This is a genomic window from Sphingomonas sp., from assembly GCF_035317925.1.
Lineage (GTDB): Bacteria > Pseudomonadota > Alphaproteobacteria > Sphingomonadales > Sphingomonadaceae > Sphingomonas_I.
Genome location: NZ_DATHFV010000014.1, coordinates 1 through 18910, shown reverse-complemented (window position 1 = coordinate 18910; position 18910 = coordinate 1). Strand labels below are relative to the sequence as shown.

Annotated in this window: 22 protein-coding genes; 5 read left to right on the top strand and 17 right to left on the bottom strand. The window is 64.7% G+C overall.

All coding sequences use genetic code 11. The features are described from left to right. A partial coding sequence (locus VK533_RS00875; protein ID WP_324374089.1) for an inorganic phosphate transporter occupies positions 1-931 on the bottom strand: 931 nt, incomplete at its 3' end. 127 nt (positions 932-1058) lie between these two features. Here VK533_RS00875 and VK533_RS00870 point away from each other — a divergent pair. Then, positions 1059-2510: a CHAD domain-containing protein gene (locus tag VK533_RS00870; RefSeq protein ID WP_324374086.1), complete on the top strand. Its 1452-nt coding sequence runs from the start codon at positions 1059-1061 to the stop codon at positions 2508-2510. Here VK533_RS00870 and VK533_RS00865 read toward each other — a convergent pair whose 3' ends face one another. The 9 genes from VK533_RS00865 to VK533_RS00825 form a co-directional block, all read right to left on the bottom strand. Further along, positions 2511-2984, bottom strand: a complete 474-nt coding sequence (locus tag VK533_RS00865; RefSeq protein ID WP_324374084.1) for a YbaK/EbsC family protein — start codon at positions 2982-2984, stop codon at positions 2511-2513. It lies immediately after the preceding gene. After that, complete coding sequence (locus VK533_RS00860; protein WP_324374083.1) at positions 2981-4069, bottom strand: alanine racemase; 1089 nt, start codon at positions 4067-4069, stop codon at positions 2981-2983. Before VK533_RS00860 ends, VK533_RS00865 begins: the two co-directional genes overlap by 4 nt. Positions 4070-4114: 45 nt before the next feature. Next, positions 4115-4588: a hypothetical protein gene (locus tag VK533_RS00855; protein WP_324374081.1), complete on the bottom strand. Its 474-nt coding sequence runs from the start codon at positions 4586-4588 to the stop codon at positions 4115-4117. A gap of 134 nt (positions 4589-4722) precedes the next feature. Continuing rightward, positions 4723-5265 (bottom strand): winged helix DNA-binding protein, encoded by a 543-nt coding sequence (locus tag VK533_RS00850; protein WP_324374079.1) that lies wholly within the window; start codon positions 5263-5265, stop codon positions 4723-4725. Between the two features lie 248 nt (positions 5266-5513). Continuing rightward, entirely contained in the window at positions 5514-6398 is an 885-nt protein-coding gene (locus VK533_RS00845) for a hypothetical protein (RefSeq protein ID WP_324374078.1), read from the bottom strand. A gap of 42 nt (positions 6399-6440) precedes the next feature. Then, entirely contained in the window at positions 6441-7856 is a 1416-nt protein-coding gene (locus tag VK533_RS00840) for an NAD(P)(+) transhydrogenase (Re/Si-specific) subunit beta (RefSeq protein ID WP_324374076.1), read from the bottom strand. Between the two features lie 31 nt (positions 7857-7887). Further along, positions 7888-8322, bottom strand: coding sequence for an NAD(P) transhydrogenase subunit alpha (locus VK533_RS00835; protein ID WP_324374074.1), 435 nt, complete (start codon positions 8320-8322; stop codon positions 7888-7890). A gap of 13 nt (positions 8323-8335) precedes the next feature. After that, complete coding sequence (locus tag VK533_RS00830; protein WP_324374072.1) at positions 8336-9463, bottom strand: Re/Si-specific NAD(P)(+) transhydrogenase subunit alpha; 1128 nt, start codon at positions 9461-9463, stop codon at positions 8336-8338. Between the two features lies 1 nt (position 9464). Then, entirely contained in the window at positions 9465-9599 is a 135-nt protein-coding gene (locus VK533_RS00825; protein ID WP_324374070.1) for an aa3-type cytochrome c oxidase subunit IV, read from the bottom strand. 288 nt (positions 9600-9887) lie between these two features. Between VK533_RS00825 and VK533_RS00820 the strand changes: the two genes are divergently transcribed. Next, a complete protein-coding gene (locus tag VK533_RS00820) occupies positions 9888-11015 on the top strand; it encodes a site-specific DNA-methyltransferase (protein ID WP_324374069.1) in 1128 nt (375 codons plus the stop codon). 11 nt (positions 11016-11026) lie between these two features. On the opposite strand, the gene VK533_RS00815 is transcribed toward VK533_RS00820, so the two are convergent. After that, complete coding sequence (locus VK533_RS00815) at positions 11027-11596, bottom strand: septal ring lytic transglycosylase RlpA family protein (RefSeq protein ID WP_324374066.1); 570 nt, start codon at positions 11594-11596, stop codon at positions 11027-11029. 69 nt (positions 11597-11665) lie between these two features. Here VK533_RS00815 and VK533_RS00810 point away from each other — a divergent pair, with 69 nt between their 5' ends. Both VK533_RS00810 and folP read left to right on the top strand, forming a co-directional pair. Beyond that, positions 11666-12370 (top strand): VIT family protein, encoded by a 705-nt coding sequence (locus VK533_RS00810; protein ID WP_324374064.1) that lies wholly within the window; start codon positions 11666-11668, stop codon positions 12368-12370. 9 nt (positions 12371-12379) lie between these two features. Beyond that, a complete protein-coding gene (gene folP / locus VK533_RS00805) occupies positions 12380-13465 on the top strand; it encodes a dihydropteroate synthase (RefSeq protein WP_324374062.1) in 1086 nt (361 codons plus the stop codon). Here folP and VK533_RS00800 read toward each other — a convergent pair. Then, positions 13379-14071, bottom strand: a complete 693-nt coding sequence (locus VK533_RS00800) for a ribonuclease HII (RefSeq protein WP_324374061.1) — start codon at positions 14069-14071, stop codon at positions 13379-13381. The two genes, folP and VK533_RS00800, sit on opposite strands and share 87 nt — an antisense overlap. A 106-nt stretch (positions 14072-14177) precedes the next feature. Between VK533_RS00800 and VK533_RS00795 the strand changes: the two genes are divergently transcribed. Next, the gene (locus VK533_RS00795) at positions 14178-15299 is read left to right on the top strand and encodes an AI-2E family transporter (protein WP_324374059.1); all 1122 of its coding nucleotides are present in this window, start codon (positions 14178-14180) and stop codon (positions 15297-15299) included. A 66-nt stretch (positions 15300-15365) separates the two neighbouring features. Here VK533_RS00795 and thiD read toward each other — a convergent pair whose 3' ends face one another. The 5 genes from thiD to VK533_RS00770 form a co-directional block, all read right to left on the bottom strand. Beyond that, the gene (thiD, locus tag VK533_RS00790; protein ID WP_324374057.1) at positions 15366-16202 is read right to left on the bottom strand and encodes a bifunctional hydroxymethylpyrimidine kinase/phosphomethylpyrimidine kinase; all 837 of its coding nucleotides are present in this window, start codon (positions 16200-16202) and stop codon (positions 15366-15368) included. Next, entirely contained in the window at positions 16199-17536 is a 1338-nt protein-coding gene (glmM, locus tag VK533_RS00785; protein ID WP_324374055.1) for a phosphoglucosamine mutase, read from the bottom strand. Before glmM ends, thiD begins: the two co-directional genes overlap by 4 nt. 106 nt (positions 17537-17642) lie before the next feature. Continuing rightward, complete coding sequence (locus VK533_RS00780) at positions 17643-18065, bottom strand: hypothetical protein (protein ID WP_324374054.1); 423 nt, start codon at positions 18063-18065, stop codon at positions 17643-17645. A gap of 124 nt (positions 18066-18189) precedes the next feature. Further along, a complete protein-coding gene (locus VK533_RS00775) occupies positions 18190-18426 on the bottom strand; it encodes a YdcH family protein (RefSeq protein ID WP_324374052.1) in 237 nt (78 codons plus the stop codon). A gap of 215 nt (positions 18427-18641) precedes the next feature. Then, a partial coding sequence (locus VK533_RS00770; RefSeq protein WP_324374050.1) for an amidohydrolase family protein occupies positions 18642-18910 on the bottom strand: 269 nt, incomplete at its 5' end.

Genomic DNA, 18910 nt, shown 5'->3' with positions numbered 1-18910 from the left:
CTTGCGTGACCTGCGCCATCGCGACGAACTGCGTCATCTCGTCGGCCGGCATCGCGCGATTCAGCGCATAGGCCATCGGCACCGTGCCGATCAGGATCAACATGATCAGGCCCATGCCCTTCTGCCCGTCATTGCCACCATGCGCGAACGACACCGCCGTGCAGGTGAAGACCAGCAGCGAACGGATATGCCAGGGCGGCGGGGTATTGCCCTGCGGTTCCTTGTAGAGCTGCGGATCGGGAATGATGCGCTTCATCACCCACAATAGTGCCATCGCGCCGAGGAATCCGATGATCGGGCTGACGAGCAGGGTCAGCAGCACGCTCTGCGCCTGCCCCCACTCGACGCCCGACGTGCCGCCCGGCCCGCTCGACATCAACTGGTTGGCGAGGCCAACGCCGAGGATCGATCCGATCAAAGCGTGGCTCGACGAATTGGGCAGGCCCAACCACCAGGTGCCGAGATTCCACACGACCGCCGCGATCAGCAAAGCGAAGATCATGGCATAGCCACCCGCGCTGCCAACGTGGAGGATCAGGTCGACCGGCAACAAGGTGATGATCGAATAAGCGACCGCGCCGGTGGACAGCATCACGCCGATGAAATTCCAGCAGCCCGACCAGATTACCGCGGCCACCGGCGCCATCGAATTGGTGTAGATCACCGTGGCGACGGCATTGGCGGTATCGTGGAAGCCGTTCACGAATTCGAAGCCGAGCGCGATCACCAGCGCCAGCCCCAGGAACAGGAAGGCGCCGATCGCGAGCGGCTCACCGACATGGTTGGTATCGTCGAAGATATTGAAGCCCGCAAAGAGCAAGCCGCCGACCAATACCAACAAGAAGATCGCCGAGGCAAAGGGATGAACCTTACGGTCGAGCGCCACCACCGAGCGATGGGAAGGGCCCGGGTCGATCGCGCGCGTCGCCATGCCGGTCTCCTGCGAATCTGGAGCCGCAACTTGCGCCGCGTTGTGCGACTCTTTGATTACGCCCTCCGCGGCACCGTCCCCGCGGCGCCGCGTTACCGTCTCTGACATTCCGTATCGGAGCGACCTGATGGTGCCACCCGACGAAATCGAACTCAAGTTTGAGCTGGAGCCGGAAGACCTGGTCCGGCTCGAGCACTGCGCCAGGCTGCAGAGCGAGGATGCGACCAGCGACCGGCTGGTTTCGCGCTATTTCGACACGGGCGATCACGATCTGCGCCGGGCGGGCTATACGCTGCGCGTTCGCCGAGCCAAGGGCGGCGCAATCCAGACCGTGAAGCAGGAAAGCAGGCACGCGGCCGGCCTGTTCGCACGCGCCGAATGGGAAAGGCCGATCACCGGCAAGTTTCCGGTTATCGAACGCGGCGACGGGCCGGTGCCGGATCTGGTCGACAAGCGCGACCTTGAACTTGCCTTCACCACCGACGTGACGCGATCGCTCCGCAATGTCGCCCTCGGCGGCGCGCGGATCGAGGTGGCGTTGGATGACGGCCGCATCAAGGCGGGTCTCGCGCGGCAGAAGATTTGCGAACTGGAGTTGGAGTTGAAAGGCGGCGGGCACGAACCGCTGTTCACGCTGGCGCGCGAATTGAACGCGCTCGTGCCGCTACGCCTGGGGGTGCGAAGCAAAGCCGAACGCGGCTATGCGCTTGCCAAAGGCAAGGACAGACAGGCTTTCAAGGCGGAGCCGATCCGGCTCGATCCCGATGGCGATGTGCACCCCGGCTTCGCCGCGATCGCCACAGCCTGTATCCGCCATTTTCGCTTGAACGAGCCGCTGCTGCTCGAAACTGGCGCGGCCGAGCCGCTGCATCAGGCGCGGGTCGCGCTGCGCCGGCTGCGATCTGCTTTCTCCTCGTTCAAGCCGTTGCTGGCGCGTGATCCGCAGACCGATCCGCTGCGCGACAATCTGCGCTGGCTGGCGGGCGTTCTCGGCCAGGTGCGCGATCTCGACATACTGATTCCAAAAATGCGGGACGCCGATCGCGATCGCCTGATCCAAGCACGCGCGGCCGCGATCATAAAGGCGGAAGCCGCGCTGGAATCGCTGCGTACGCGCGGCTTGATGATCGATCTCGCCGAATGGATCGCGATCGGCGCATGGCGGACGCGGCCGGCCAAGTCGGCCCCTGCCGCCAGTATCGTCACCGTCTTTGCGGCGCATGTACTGGACCGCCACCGCAAGCGGCTGCGCCGGCGCGGCCAGCATCTTGCCCGGCTGAGCGACCATGACAGACACAAAGTGCGGATCGAAGCCAAGAAGCTGCGTTACGCGGCCGAGTTTTTCGCTTCCCTCTGGCCGACCGGAAAAGCGAGACGGCGGCAGGACGATTTTCTGGAAGCCATGGAGAAGCTGCAGGATCAGCTTGGCGAGCTGAACGACCGTGTCACCGCCCCCGATTTGCTTGCCCGCTTCGGGATTGAGCATCGCCCGCACCATCGCGATGGCCGACGCGCTTTGCTCAGGAGAGCGGAATCAGCATTCGACGAATTGATGGATGTGAAACCGTTCTGGCGGTGATCAACCTGATGCGGGCAGGCGGCAAATGGCGATCCAGTCCGCGCCCACGATTTGGGCCAGCCGGTCTGGCGCGACGCGGACCGAAGAATTGAGCGATCCTGCCGCCGGATAGACCGTTTCGAAGGCTTTCAGGCTGACGTCGCAATAGATTGGCAGCGGCATAGCCAAGCCGAACGGGCAGACGCCGCCGACCCGGTGGCCGGTCGCCGCGAACGTCTCCTCCGCGTCCAGCATGCGGGGACGCGCAGCGAAGGCGGCCTTGGTCTTCTGATTATCGAGCCGCGTGTCGCCGCGCGTCACCAGCAGCACGATTTTGCCGTCGATCCGCAGCGCCAATGTCTTGGCGATCTGGCCCGGCGCGACACCGAGCGCGGCGGCCGCCTCCAGTACGGTCGCTGTGCTCTCGCGGGTTTCGATGATCGGCAGATCGGGGGCGTGCACGCTCAGCCAGGTGCGGACTGATTCGAGACTCATATATCCCCACCGTAACCACGCCCCTGCGCCGGCCAAAGCCCCTCCGGCACACCGCTGCGCATCAGATGATAGGCGCCGTGCAGATTGACGGTGGGATCGCAATGCGACGGCATAAGGACGATCCGGCTGCCGATCGCGGGCCGTTCCGCGCCGTCAGGCAGATCGAGCTGGCCAAACTCGTCGCCCTTGAAGGCGTATCGGCTGTCGGGGTGCGCGCCTGCGAGCACGCGCGGACTTCCCGCGTCGCTCGCGATCGCCTTGATGCCCGCGTCTAGCGTGACAAAGCCGGGATGATTGGCACTGACCACGGTCGCGTGGACGGTCAGCGCCTGTTCGAACGGTGCGGCGCCGCCCAACTCGCACGCACCATAATCCTGATCCATGAAAATATAGGATCCGCACTGCAGCTCGGTCAGGAGCCCCGCTTCGGCATCTATCCCGTGTGTGCCGGTGCCACCGCCCGTCACGACCTGCGGCGTCAGACCTGACGCGGAGAGCGCGGCAATAGTCTCGGCCAGCTTGGCATTGCGCGCTGTGATCGCCGAACGGCGATCCGCCAGCGCCGGGATGTGCTGATCGCTGCCGCAATAATGTTGGATGCCGCCATAGGTCAGCTGATCATGCGCGGCGATGGCGCTGGCTAGCGCGACCGCATCCTGCGCGCGGGCCACCCCGGTGCGCCCGCCCCCGGGGTCCACATCGACCAGCACGCGCAACCTGCCGCCGCTGGGCAGGGCTGCCGCGAGGGCGGGCACGCTGTTTGGATGATCCACCACCACCGCCAGATCGACGCCGCCCGCGACGAAAGCAGCGATCCGCGCGAACTTATCGGGCGTCACCACTGGCGAGGTGAGCAGGATCGATGGCGCGGCGCCCGCGAGTTGTTCGGCCTCGTGCAGCGTGGCGCAGCAAATGCCCACCGCGCCGACCCGCGCCTGAAGACCCGCGATCATCCGACTCTTGTGCGTCTTGGCATGAGGACGCAGCGCGAGCCCGCGCGCGGCCGCATATGCCCCCATACGCGCGATGTTGCGCTCGAGCGCATCGAGATCGAGCACGAGGCAGGGTGTCGGCGGCAGAGTCATTGGCAGCGTTTGGCCGCCTTCCCGCGCGGAGGCAATGTCCGGTCGTCAGTCGCGGCGGCCGCCTCCGCCACGGCGTAGCAGCCATGCCCTCAGGCTCGGTACGCGCGCGGTTTGGATATCGGCGATCTTCCAACCCGCGAGCGGCGCGCGCGTGAGCACGAACGTCAGTTTTTTCGACGGTGCGATGCGATCGGCATCGAAGCGGAGCAGCACCTGTGCCACCGCTTTGTTCTCCGTGCCCGTCACCGACAATATCTGGGCGCTCAGCCCGTCATTGTCTTTGCACTGGCAAATCGGATCATAGTCCAGACCGCCCGTTTTGCCGCCCCGACTGCCGCGTTGCACCAGATCATACAGATCCGGCGTCAGCAATTTCAGCGACGCAAATCCAAAATGTCGGTTGTGCGTCGCCTTGATATAAATCTGCGCAACGAACGTCCGTGCCCCAATTACGTCCTGGGCCGCAGCGGATACCGCCAAGCCCGCCGCCAACAAGGCGGCCCCCAACAACTTCCCCACGAAACCTCCCCCGCTTCGTTCGGAGTTTAACCATATACAGGGTGGGGGCACTGCCCAAGGTGATTGTCCGAAATGGACACAAGTTTTACAATTTTACGACGGAAAATCGGGTTCGAAGCGGCAGATCGGGCGCGTCAGGGCAGGTTTACGCCAATCCGTTCGATCGCATTGATATAGGCCGCCATGCCCTCGGCCGCCTCGTCGGACAGGTCGATGAACACGCGCCGCCCGTCGCGCGGATCGGCCGTCCGCACAAAAACGCCCTCGTCGGTGAGCCGCTTGATCCAGCGCAAAGCGGTGGTCGGCGGCACCGCCGCGGCGATGCACAAACTGGAAACAGCGACCGTCCGCTGTTCGAGCCGCGCGAGCAGAAGATCGAGCAACATGTCCCATGCGGGGTCGGCGAACATTTCCCCGCTGAAATATTGGTCCCGCAGCCGCCGCGCCCGGATCATCGCCCGGATCGCGGGTATGGCGGGCATAGTCCTGTCGCCGCTATGGCCGCGCCGGTCCGACTGTTCACGCCGGTCGCCCTCGCGCCGATCGGACCGTTCTCGCCGTTCGGGGCCCGTATGACGTTCGTTCTTCGACAGCATCGCGAGCGCGCGCGCGATCCTGCCAACTTCCTCGCTGAGCTGCAGCAGCTGGGGGGAAGGATCGTCCTCTGGTTCGGTCAAGCAGAAAGGCCGATGCGGTATAGGGTGACGGCCCCGCGCTTCGAAGCGGGCCCGGGCGGCATTCTGACGACCGCTTTCACCATGATGCGAACCTAGCGCGACTTGGACCAACGTGACCGTTTTTTTGTTTCGCTTTGGATGAATGATACCCGATTTGGCGCCATTCACCCTATACTAGCACCATTTTGGTGCAATCGCACCGGTGCCGAAACGATCGGTTCAGACTCAGCTTATGCCAGACGGCGTTTTCACTCGAACACTTCGCTGAGATGCTCCTCGCCGCGCCGGCCGAGCAGTTGGTCGGTCGCGACCGCCGCCACACCGGCATAAAGCGCCAACGTAAAGCCGCCGACCACGCCGCTAACAAGCGCGAAAATCACGCTCTTGATCGAAAGGGCATAATTCGCGGCATTCATTGTGGCGACGCGAAGCTGAGCGTTCGGATCGAGCGGCCGCATCATATCCATCAACACCGGCCCCGAACGGGCGAGACCGATCATGCCATAGAGCAGCACCATCAGGATCAGAATCACCGCATAAGCGCCGAACAGCCGCCAGAAGTTGCCCCGCGAAAGCCGCCAAGACGGTCCGATGACGATCTTGCGCTCCAATATCGTGAGCGGCCCAGCCAGCGAGAAGCGCGTTCCTAGCCAGATGCTGAGAACCAGCCCGGCGATCCCCAGTCCCGCCATTGCCATAACAACCCTCGGAAATCCTGCGGCGGAGCCAATCAACGCGCCGATTACGGCGAACAGGACCCCTGCGATCAAAGCCAGGATGTAGAAGGAGATAACCAGAACCAACATGCAGCCGAGCAGTCGAAGCTCGTCCATGCCCAGCCGCAGATAGGCGGTCCGGCTTTGAGCCGGGAACAACACAGCCCGAAAAGCCGCTGCCCACAAAGCCGTGAAGACCAGCACCATGCCCAGCATCACACCGAGGAAAGCGCCAATATGCGGGGATGCCCGAGTCCCGCTCTGCAGCGCAGCCAGTTGTGCTGCGTAAAAGGGCTGCATCGCGGCCATCATCAGCAATTGAACCAGGAAGACGATACCGCTCCATACCGCGATGGCGCCAAGGTTGTTGCGCACGAAGCGGAACGTGCCGCCCAGGATCGATCCCACCGTGACCATATGTCCCTCCTGTATCGGGCCGCCCCCGGCCCTCGTGTCACCTCAATGGCCGAGCGCCTTCACGATCTCTTCGACCATCTTCTTCGCGTCCGCGAGCAGCATCATCGTATTGTCGCGGTAGAAGACCTCATTATCGACACCGGCATAGCCGACGCCGCCCATGCTGCGCTTCACAAACAGAACCGTTTTGGCTTTCTCCACGTCGAGCACGGGCATGCCATAAATCGGTGAGGTCTTGTCGGTCTTGGCGGCTGGATTGGTGACGTCGTTGGCACCGATCACGAACGCGACATCGGTCTGGGCGAATTCGCCGTTAATGTCCTCCAACTCGAACACCTCGTCATAAGGCACGTTCGCCTCGGCCAGCAGCACGTTCATATGGCCCGGCATGCGCCCCGCGACCGGGTGGATCGCATATTTGACGGTCACGCCCTCTTTCTTGAGCATGTCCGCCATCTCGCGCAGCGCATGCTGCGCCTGGGCGACGGCCATGCCGTAACCGGGGACGATGATGACCTGTTCGGCCTGGCTCATCAGGAAGGCGGCATCCTCGGCCGATCCGCGCTTCCACGGCCGGTCGGTCACCGCAGCGCCAGCCGGGCCACCGCCGTCACCGCCGAAGCCGCCCGCGATCACCGAAATGAAGCTGCGGTTCATCGCCCGGCACATGATGTAGCTCAGGATCGCGCCCGAGCTGCCGACCAGCGCGCCGGTGATGATCATCGCGCTATTATGGAGCGTGAAGCCCATCGCGGCGGCCGCCCAGCCCGAATAGCTGTTCAGCATCGACACCACGACCGGCATGTCCGCGCCGCCGATCGGAATGATCAGCAGGAAGCCGATCGCGAAGCTAAGCGCGGTGGCGATGAAGAACACCCACGGCGCCTGATCGGTCAGGAAGTAGGCGATCAGGCCGATGATGCCCGCGAGCACACCCAAATTGATGACATGGCGACCGGGCAGCATGATCGGTTTGCCCGACATGTTGCCGTTTAATTTGAGGAAGGCGATCACCGAGCCGGAGAAAGTGATCGCGCCGATCGCGACGCCAAGCCCCATCTCGATCCGGCTGACATGATGGATGACGCCGTCCGCACCGGCGATGCCGAAGGCCTGTGGATTGAGATAGGCCGCGCTGGCAACCAGTACGGCGGCGAGGCCGACCAGCGAATGGAAGGCGGCGACCAATTGCGGCATCGCCGTCATAGCGATGCGGCGTGCGATTACGAAGCCGACCGCGCCGCCGACGAGGATCGCGACCGCAATCTCCCACAGCGAACCGACATGGTGCGTGATGAGCGTCGTCACGACTGCCAGCGCCATGCCAAACATGCCGAAGCGATTGCCGCGGCGGCTGCTGGTCGGGCTCGACAATCCGCGCAGCGCGAGGATGAAGCACACGCCCGCGACGAGATAGGCGAACATCGCCCAGGGATTCACCGCTACCGCCTGCTCCATCGTCTTCCCTTATCCCCGATCCGTGCCGCCCTCATTTGGCGGCGGCCGGCCGTTCCTTCTTCTTGTACATGGCGAGCATGCGCTCGGTGACGGCGAACCCGCCGAAGATATTCACGCTGGCGAGCGCGACCGCGATCAGGCCAAGCCATTTCGACAGCGAATGTCCCGCCGACGAGGGTGGCGGCGCGGCGGGTGCGACCACGGCCTTTTCGGCGATGGCGATGCCGGTGGGGGTGATATCCTTGTCGACCGCGACCGGCGCAGACGTTGCCGCCACCACTTTCGCCGGCGTGGACGACAGGGCGCCCGCCGCGCTCGCGATCAGCGCGCCGACGATGATCACCGACGAGATTGCGTTGGTCACCGCCATCAGCGGCGTGTGCAAGGCCGGTGTCACTGACCAGACGACATAATAGCCGACGAAACAGGCCAGCACGAAGATCGACAGGATCGAGATGAAGTCCATAAAGTCGTCTCCGTCAGCTCAAGAGTCGTGGGTTCACCACTTTGCCGTTTTGGGTCAGGCGGATCGCGCCGCCGATCTCGTCGTCGAGCTGCGGCAGGCCACCGTCCTTGTCCCAGAAAGCGGACAGGAAGTTGAACAGGTTGCGCGAGAACAGGGCCGACGTGTCGGCCGCAAGACGCGACGGCACGTTGCGGTGGCCGACGATTTTCACGCCGTGGATTTCGACCACTTCGCCCGCCTTGGCGCCCTCGACATTGCCGCCCTGCTCGACCGCGAGATCGACGATCACGCTGCCCGGGCGCATGCTCGCGATCTGCGCATCCGAGATCAGGCGCGGCGCGGGCCGGCCCGGGATCAGAGCGGTAGTGATGACGATGTCCTGCTTGGCGATGTGCGCGGACACCAGTTCGGCCTGGGCCTTCTGATATTCGGGCGACATTTCGGTCGCGTACCCGCCCGAGCCTTCGCCCTCGATCCCGGCGACATTCTCGACGAAGATCGGCTTGGCGCCGAGCGACTGGATCTGCTCCTTGGTCGCAGAGCGCACGTCGGTCGCGGAGACTTGCGCACCCAGCCGCCGCGCGGTCGCGATCGCCTGCAGGCCGGCGACGCCGACACCCATGATGAAGACGCGTGCGGCCGAAACCGTGCCGGCGGCGGTCATCATCATCGGGAAAGCGCGGCCATATTCGGACGCGGCATCCAGCACCGCCTTGTAGCCCGACAGGTTCGACTGCGACGACAGGATGTCCATCGACTGCGCGCGCGTGATGCGCGGCATCAATTCCATCGCCAGCGCCTCGAATCCGGCGGCAGCGTAGGCATCGACCCTCGCACGCTCGCCGAAGGGATTCAGCCCCGCGACGATCCACGCGCCCTTCTTGGCGCCCTTCAAGCTATCGGGGTCCGGACCCTGCACGCCGAGGATGATGTCGGCATCCTTGAGCACGGATGCACGATCACCCAGTTTGGCGCCGGCATCGGCATAAGCCTGGTCCGAAATCGAAGCGCTGGAGCCCGCGCCACTTTCGACGGCGACTTCCGCACCCAGCCCGGCGAACTTCTTGACCGTCTCGGGCGTGGCGGAAACGCGCTTCTCGCCGGCCGTGCTCTCCTTCACAACCGCGATGCGAACGCTCACGTCAGCGGGTGATCAGGAAAATGACGAGCATCGCAATCAGGAAGCAGGCGATCGCGCCATATTTGAACAGGCCGATAAAGTGCGAATAGGTCCGCTCATGCGCGGGAAGATCCATTGGAGCGCCGCTTTCGGCCATCTGTCCGTCCCCATATTTAAGGCTGTCCCGGGCTGATTAGCCGCTGCTTCATCGCGCCTCAAGCACCGATCGATACTGTTTCGCGATGCGGGCGAGTCTTTCGGGCAACACCCACAACAGGTTGAGTCCAAACCCCCGCCCGGACTCCCACATCCTGTGGATAACTTTGCAACGAGCACCCTAACCAGCTGTCCGGCAAGGCATTCGCCCGACCGCCTTGGGCTTGACCGCGGAGTCCAGGCGAAGCCATCACGCGCCACTCGTGCTGATTTGCGAGGGGGATTAAGCGTGGGTGCGCTGCGACCGATACGAAAGGCCGAAGCCGTGCGCCCGGCGCTGGCGCTACTGCCGCTCGACACGATCCTGCAGGGGGATTGCGTGTCGGAGATGGCCAAGCTGCCCGACAAATGCATCGACATGATCTTCGCCGATCCGCCTTACAATCTGCAGCTGGGCGGCGACCTCCATCGGCCGGAAGGCGGCAAGGTCGATGCCGTGATGGACCATTGGGATCGGTTCGACAGCTTCGAAGTCTATGACCGCTTCACCCGCGCCTGGCTCGAACAGGCGCGCCGTATCCTCAAGGATGACGGATCGCTGTGGGTGATCGGCAGCTATCACAATATTTTCCGCGTCGGCGCGGCGCTGCAGGATGCGGGCTTCTGGATCCTCAACGACATCATCTGGCGCAAGGCCAACCCAATGCCCAACTTCAAGGGCACGCGCTTCACCAACGCGCACGAAACGATGATCTGGTGCTCGAAGAACGAAAAAGCGCGCTACACCTTCAATTATCGCGCGATGAAAGGCCTCAACGACGACGTGCAGATGCGCTCCGACTGGAGCTTGCCGATCTGCGGCGGCGCCGAGCGGCTCAAGGACGATGACGGACACAAGACCCATCCGACCCAGAAGCCCGAAAGCCTCCTCTATCGCGTGATGCTCGCCGCCAGCAAACCGGGCGACATCGTGCTCGACCCCTTTTTCGGTACCGGCACGACGGGCGCGGTCGCGCGCCGTCTGCGCCGCCGCTGGATCGGGATCGAGCGTGAGACCAAATATGTGAATGCAGCGCGCGAACGCATCAATTCGACCCTGCCGCTCGACGAAAGCGCCATGGTGGGTGTGCCGGAAAAGGCGGCCCAACAACGCGTCGCCTTCGGTCTGCTGGTCGAAAGCGGCATGGTCGCGCCGGGCACGATCCTGCTGGACGCCAAACGCCGCTGGCGGGCAGAAGTCAAAGCCGATGGCTCGCTCGTCTGCGGCGCGCAAGGCGGATCGATCCACCGCTTGGGCGCAATCCTGCAGGGCGCCCCGTCGTGCAACGGCTGGACCTTCTGGCATGTCGAGGAAGCGGGCAATCTCGTGCCGGTCGACGCGCTCCGGCAAAAACATCTGGCGGAGTTCTCCGCGTAGTGCCCGAGGCGCTAGTAGCCCGCCGCCGACAGCTGCGCCCGCAGGTTCCGCAGCACATCCGGCGAAACCGGCGGCAGATCGCGCGCGGGCTTGCCGTGGCGGAGCCGCTCCCGATCCTGCTCTGACGGATCGATGGCCCTTACGCGCACCGGGGCCGTCCCGATCGCCTTGATGCCCAGTTGCGCCGCCGCGCCGCGCGAGAGGTCGATGATGCGCGGCCCTTTGATGAATGGGCCGCGATCGTTGATCCGCACGATGATCCGCCGTCCGGTGGCGAGCGCGGTCACCTCGACATAGGTCGGCAGCGGCAGCGTCGTGTGCGCGGCGGTGATCCAGTCGGGGCGGAAGCGTTCGCCATTGGCGGTGCGTCCGCCCGATTCCGGGCCGTACCAGCTCGCATAGCCCAGCATGTCATAGGTTGCGTCGGCCGCCGGCACGAAGGTCGTGCCGCGCACCGTATAGGGCTTGCCGATCCGGACCGGAACGTCGCTCACCGGGCGGAAATTGCCGCCTGCACAGGCCGACAGCGCCAGCAAGGCCGCCACCGCGCTCCCTGCGCGCTCCCTCCGAAATCCCGCCATGTCCGAAACCCTAGCCATGAGCGGGACAGCGGTCATTCCCAAATGCCATGCATGGGCTAAGAAGCATGCATGACCAGCCGCCATTCTCGCCATCATGAAGGCCATGCGCTTGAGCATATCGGCTGGCTCCGCGCCGCCGTGCTGGGCGCCAATGATGGTATTCTTTCGACCGCCAGCCTGATCGTCGGCGTGGCCAGCGCATCCGCCGATCTGCGCCAGGTTTTGATCGCAGGCGGAGCCGGGCTGATCGCGGGATCCCTGTCGATGGCGGCGGGCGAATATGTCAGCGTCAGCTCGCAGGCCGATCTCGAAAAGGCCGACCTCCATCGCGAAAGAAGGGAGCTCCACGAGGACCCCGAAGGCGAACTGCGCGAACTGACCCACATCTATATCAAGCGCGGGCTCGAACCGAAGCTGGCGGGCGAGGTCGCCGAACAGCTGACCGCGCACGACGCGCTCGGTGCGCATGCCCGTGACGAGCTTGGTCTGTCCAAGGCAATGGCCGCGCAACCGATCCAGGCCGCGCTCGCTTCGGCCGCATCCTTCGCGACCGGCGCCGCCATCCCGCTCGCTGTGACCGCGCTGGCGCCATTCAAACATGTGTCGATCGCGGTGGTCGCGGTTTCGGTCGTGACCCTGGCCATCCTTGGCGCGCTTGGTGCGCGCACCGGGCGCGCGCCGGTGGGGCGCGCGGTGAGCCGGGTCGTGCTGCTCGGCGTGGCGGCAATGCTCCTCACGATCGGCCTGGGCAGGCTGTTCGGCACCAGCGTTTAGAAGGCCCAGATGACCGACCGCCTCTATCTTCGCCCGACCGGCTTCGTCGACGCGCCCTTTGGGTATGACGGACAGATGCTGCGGCTCGCCGGCGGCCTGACGTTTTTTGCGATGATGGAGCTAATCCATGTTCGCGACGGCGATCGCGTGAGTCAGACGCTCGTCCCCGTGCAAGCGCTTGAATCCGCGCTCAGTTCTTTCTCTTCAGAAATCCAGGAACAAGCTCGAACTACCATTTCCCGTCTCACAGCCCCACGCACGACGCTCAAGCTGGCCGCGCGTACGATCCCGCTCGACCAGCCGCAGGTTATGGGCATCGTCAATGTTACCCCCGACAGCTTCTCCGACGGCGGCATGCATCAGGATCCGACAGCGCACGCGATGGACATGCTCCAGGCGGGTGCGGCGCTGATCGATGTCGGCGGCGAATCCACCCGTCCGGGCGCGAAACCGGTGTGGGAAGGCGACGAAATCGAACGCGTCCGCCCGGTGATCGAACTGCTCGCCGCGAGCGGTGCGGCGGTCTCGATCGATACGCGTAAGGCGGGGGTGATGGAGGCGGCGTTCGAGGCGGGCGCAGGGCTGGTCAACGACGTCTCCGCACTCTCCTGGGACGCTCGCGCGCTCGAAGTGGTCGCGATGCGCGGCTGCCCGGTAGTGCTGATGCACCATCAGGGCGCGCCCGAGACGATGCAGCAGGATCCGCGCTACGACGATGTGCTGATCGAGGTCCATGACTGGCTGGAGGCGCGGATCGCCATCGCGGTCGCCGCTGGCATCGACCGCGCGAATATCCTGGTCGATCCCGGCATCGGCTTCGGCAAGACGCTGCGCCACAACCTCACGCTGCTCAACAATCTGTCGCTATTCCACGGGCTCGGCTGCCCAATCGTGCTCGGTGTCAGCCGCAAGCGCAGCATCGGCGCGCTTTCCGGCGAGGCGCCGGTGGATCAAAGGCTGGGTGGGTCGATCGCTCTCGCCGTGCTCGCCGCTGCCCAGGGCGTGCAGCTACACCGCGTTCACGATGCCTTCGAAACCGTCCAGGCCCTGCGTGTTTGGCGCGGCCTCCGTGATGAGGCTTTGTCCCCCATCTAGCCCCGAAAACAAATCGCCAAACGAGCGGCGGTGGTGGCGCGTAGAGCCATGCGCCATAATTGCCTGGCGATGCGCGGCGGTGCCGTAACCGGAATTGCTGTCCCAGCGATAATGGACATGGCGCAAGCCGAGTTTGGCCATCAGCCGGTCGCGCAGCACTTTCGCCATGATCGATGCGGCGGCAATCTGCGGCACCTTGCCGTCGCCCTTCACCACTGCCAGCGCGTCGCCCGAGATACCACGCGGCACGTCGATCCCGTCAATCCGCACCGGCGCGTCGATCTCCAGTCGCGTCACCGCCTGCGTCATCGCCTGCAGAGTCGCGTTGCGGATATTGTAGATGTCGATGTAGCGCGCCGACCGCGCTGCGAAGCTGACGCGCGATACGCGCGCGATCACCGGATACAATTCCTCCCGCTCCGCCCGGTCGATCCGCTTGCTGTCATCGAGCCGGCCGAGCACACCCTTGGGCAAAGCTTCCGGCTCGAACCACAATGCGCATACCACCACCGGCCCGCACAAGGCGCCGCGCCCGACCTCATCGCAGCCGATCACCGGCGGAAACAGGCTCGCGCGCTTGCGGAAGAAGGGACGGGGTGCGGCCATATGCGGCGACTATGCCGAAGCGGAATCGCCACGTCACGTCCCGTCAACGCAACATCCCCGCTATCCACAGCTTGCGCGCGCGCGCAGGCGGGCGCAGAGGGCCAACATGGCGGAGGGACCGATCCAGACGGGGGATACGCGCGCGCACAGCATCGCCAAGGCGTCGCTGGGCGTGCTGCTCGCCGTGTTCGGAATCTGGATCAGCGCGACCTTCATCCCCTCCCTGATATGGGCAGTGGTAATCGCGGTCGCGATCGATCCGCTTTACGCCCGGGCCGAAGCGCGCTGGCCAGGCGGACGCCGTGCCTGGCTCCCGCTTATCGCGACCGTGCTGATCGCCTTGCTCGTACTGGCCCCGCTGACGATCGGCGTGATCGAGGCGGCGCGCGAGGCACGCACCGTGATCGCCTGGCTTGCCGACGCGCGTGCCAACGGCCTCGCCCAGCCCGAATGGGTCCAGCATATGCCGTTCGCCAACGAGATTTCGGGCTGGTGGCAGAACAATCTCGCCACGCCCGAAGGCACCGCGATCCAACTCGATCGGGTGAAGGGGTCGCTGGTCGGGGGCAATTCGGCGCTGGTCGGGCGCAATCTCGTCCGCCGCAGCGTGGTGTTCGCCTTCACATTGCTCGCGCTCTTCTTCCTGCTGCGCGAGCGAGACAATTTCGTCGTCCAGCTTCAGGTCGGCGGCCGTCGTCTGCTCGGCAGCTGCGGCGACCGCATCGGCGCGCAGCTGATCCGATCGGTGCGCGGCACGATCGACGGCCTGGTGCTGGTCGGTATCGGCGAGGGCGCGGTGATGGCGGTCGTGTATCTGATCTCGGGCGTACCCCACCCCTTCCTGCTTGGCCTGCTCACCGCGGTCGCCGCAATGATCCCGTTCGGCGCGGCCTTGCTGTTCGGAATCGCCTCGCTGATGCTGATCGGCCAGGGCGCGATCGGCTGGGCGGTGGCGGTGTTCGCGATCGGCATGGTCGTGGTCGGCATCGCCGACCATTTCGTGCGGCCTTTGCTGATCGGCGGATCGACCCGCCTGCCCTTCCTGTGGGTGCTGATCGGCATTTTGGGCGGGGTCGAGACGTTGGGCCTGCTCGGGCTGTTCGTCGGACCGGCGACGATGGCGACGCTCATCATGCTGTGGCGGGACTATATCGCGGGCACCAATTTCAGCGATCTATCACCACCACTCGCATTGCGAGCCGATCGACCTCCGCCCGATTGTGACTGAAGAACAGGATCGGCAGTTTTAGTTCGTCGCGGACCTGCTTGAGAGGAAGATATCCGCCGGTGCGCGCTATGTCGCGGGCGGGAAATAAGCATGTCCAAGACCGTGCCCCATCGGACCATGGCCAGCACCCAATCCGGGAGCCGCTTCCAGAGCCGCGCGGACATAGAGTTGGGCATTGTCGATCGCCTGGACCAGCGACAAGCCCGCGCCCAATCCGGTCGCGATCGCGCTCGACAGGGTGCAGCCTGTACCGTGACTATGTCGCGTCTCGATCCTTGGTCGTTGACCGTAACTGTAACTCTCAAACCGTCCGCTGATGATGTGAACGTCAAAGATCTCGTCAGTCGGGAGGTGCCCTCCCTTGGCGAGAATCTGCGTGCCGGTCTGTTTCGCCAGGGACATGGCCGCGGACAATAATTCTTCCACGGTAGCAATCCTGGTGCCGGTTAGAACCTCCAGCTCAGGCACGTTGGGTGTAACTAAAGTCGCCCGCCCCATCAGCGCGTGGAATGCGGCAATCGTTTCTGCATCAGCCAGGACGGCACCCGATGTGGCGACCATCACGGGATCGAACACCATGTTGATCGGTGGCGCTTCTTCGTGTCGCGCACGCTCTGGATCGAACCGTTCGGCAAGCGCTCGCGCCGTTTCAGCCGACCCAATCATTCCGATCTTGACCGCATCGACGCCGATATCGCTGGCCACCGCGTCGATCTGCGCGAGCACCATCTCGGTCGGTACCGGCATCACCTGCGTCACGCCCAAAGTATTCTGCGCGGTGATCGCGGTGATCGCGGTCATCGCATGCCCGCCCAGCATCGTGATCGTCTTGATATCGGCCTGAATGCCCGCGCCGCCGCCGGAATCCGATCCGGCGATCGCGAGTATGCGCGGGATCGTCACGCGGCTTTTCGCACCGCGTCGCAGATGCGGTCGACCACTTCGTTCACCTGGGCTTCGTCGTCGCCTTCGGCCATCACGCGGATCAAAGGCTCGGTGCCGGATTTACGGATGACGAGCCGGCCCTTGCCCTCCAGCTCCTTCTCGGCCTGCGCGATCACCTTCTTGACCTTCTCGTCCTCTAGCGGCTGGCCGCCCGTGAAGCGCACATTCTTGAGCAATTGCGGCAGCGGATCGAACAATTTCAGCATCTGGCTCGCCGGCTCGCCGCGCGTCACCAGTTCCGCCAGCACCTGCAGTGCCGCTATCAGCCCGTCGCCGGTCGTGGCGTAGTCCGACAGGACGAGATGCCCGGATTGCTCGCCGCCGATATTGTAGCCGCCCGCCCGCATTGCCTCGACCACATAGCGGTCGCCGACCGGCGTGCGATGCAGCGAAATCCCCTGGCTCCACAGAAAGCGTTCGAGACCGAGATTGGACATGATCGTCGCGACGATACCGTCGCCCTTGAGCGTCTGGTCGCGCGCGGCCGAACAGGCGATCAACGCCATCAACTGATCGCCATCGACGATCTGGCCCTTCTCATCGACCACGATCAGGCGGTCGGCGTCGCCGTCGAGCGCGATGCCGATGTCCGCGCGGGTTTCGAGCACCTTGGCCTGCAAGGCGGCGGGCGCGGTCGATCCGACCTTATCGTTGATGTTGATGCCGTTGGGCGTGACGCCCATCTGGATCAGGTCCGCTCCCAATTCCCACAGCGCATCGGGCGCTACCTTGTAGGCAGCGCCGTTCGCGCAATCGATCACGACGCGTAAGCCATCGAGCCGCAGATGATCCGGGAAGGTCGACTTGGCGATCGAGATATAGCGTCCGGGCGCGTCGTCGACGCGTCGCGCTCGACCAATCTGCTCGGCGGCAGCGAGCTTGGGGCTCGCCTCGATCGCCTTCTCGATCTTGGCCTCGGCCTCGTCGGACAATTTATAGCCATCGGGGCCGAACAATTTGATGCCGTTGTCGGCGAACGGATTGTGGCTGGCGGAGATCATCACGCCCAGGTCCGCGCGCATCGATTGGGTCAGCATCGCCACTGCCGGCGTCGGCATCGGCCCGACCAGCACCACGTCCATGCCGACCGAAGTGAAGCCCGCCGTCAGCGCGCTTTCCATCATATAACCGGACAGCCGCGTATCCTTGCCGATCAGCACGCGATGGCGATGCTTGCCGCGCAGGAAATAGGCGCCCGCCGCCTGGCCAACCTTCATCGCGATCTCGGCCGTCATCGGCCATTCGTTAGTGCGGCCGCGAATGCCGTCAGTGCCGAAATATTTGCGTGCCATAAGCCTGTCCGTCTGTTCGGCAGCGCTCTTACAGCGGATCGGGCGCGCGAGGCAAAGCCCGCGAAATCCGCCAGGGGGCGGCGGGATTCCCACCGCCCCCTTCGGATCAATGCATGCCGAAGACGCTGACGTCGGCGGTGCCCTTGAACCAGCCCTTGGTGTCGTACCAGAAATCGATCTGATGGATTTCGCGATCGCCGCCGCGCAGGTCGATATTCCGGCTGCGGCCGCCCTGCGGAATGTTGAAGCGGATCGGAAGTTCCTCTGGCGCGCCATTGCCGTAGACCACGCGCATCCGCTTCATGTGGAGCGGCGCGCCTGTCACGCGCACCTGCAGCGAGCGGAAATGGTTGGCTGGGCCAGCGACGATGATCGTGTCGTGATCGCCCATATGCTGGGCGTGGGTCGTGCCGATATATTCCCAGGCGCCCGGCGGGCCGCCGGCCGGCACCTCGACCTTGTCCTTGGCGAAGGCGGCCGTCCCGATCAGGGCTGCGGCAAAGGCCGCCACTGCGAGCGTGGCTTTCATAGTTTTTCTCCTCTCAGTCCCCACCGAAGCAACGACAACGCCGCGCGCGGCGATTGGTTCGGCGGCGTGACGAGATACGCCCATGCCGGCCCGGAGGATGCCCCCCCGGACCGACTTTGGGGCCTTAGCGTCTGGCCGGAACCAGGCGCTGTGGCCGGAACCGCTTGAGCAGCTTGCGCGCCAGGCGGCGCAGTTCGCCCGCCTCCGGTACGTGCCGGAACAGCTGATCCTTCACCGCGAGCCGCTGCTTCTTGAGCCGCGTCACGCGCAACTGGTCGGGCAAGCGCCGGCCAAGCTCGCGTCGTATCTCCCGGTTCAACAGCCGGTGAGTCGCGATCAGGCGTTCAATCAGGGCGTTCATGTCTTCCTCCATCGAAGTGGCTTCGATCGAGGCGCTGGTTCAGGGGAGGAGGGGGACCGAAGGTCGTTCCGAACCTGCACCGAGCGCGCTCGATGCGGTCCGACATCACGGGGCTTCAGGAAAGCCGCCGCCAGAGGGGCCCGGTCCGCGAGGAAGAAGCTAGACCCCAACGGCTTGCGGGGGGATGAATGAAGCTATCCCACCATGAGCGAAAATCACCGCTCGTACGCCTTGGGCAGCACCCCTTCCTGCGGATTGAGATAACGATCCCGAAGCCTGGTCTGGCGGCTGGTCATCGGCTGGGCGACGCCGTCGATCCAGACCGCCACCGGCGCGGACGAAAGCTCGAGCGGATCGCCATCCCAGATCACCACATCTGCCCGGCGGCCCGGCCGAAGCGACCCGATCTCCCCGTCCATGCCGAGCGCCGCCGCCGGCCTGGAGGTGATGGTCGCGAAGGCCTTGCGCCAGTCGAGCCCGGTCG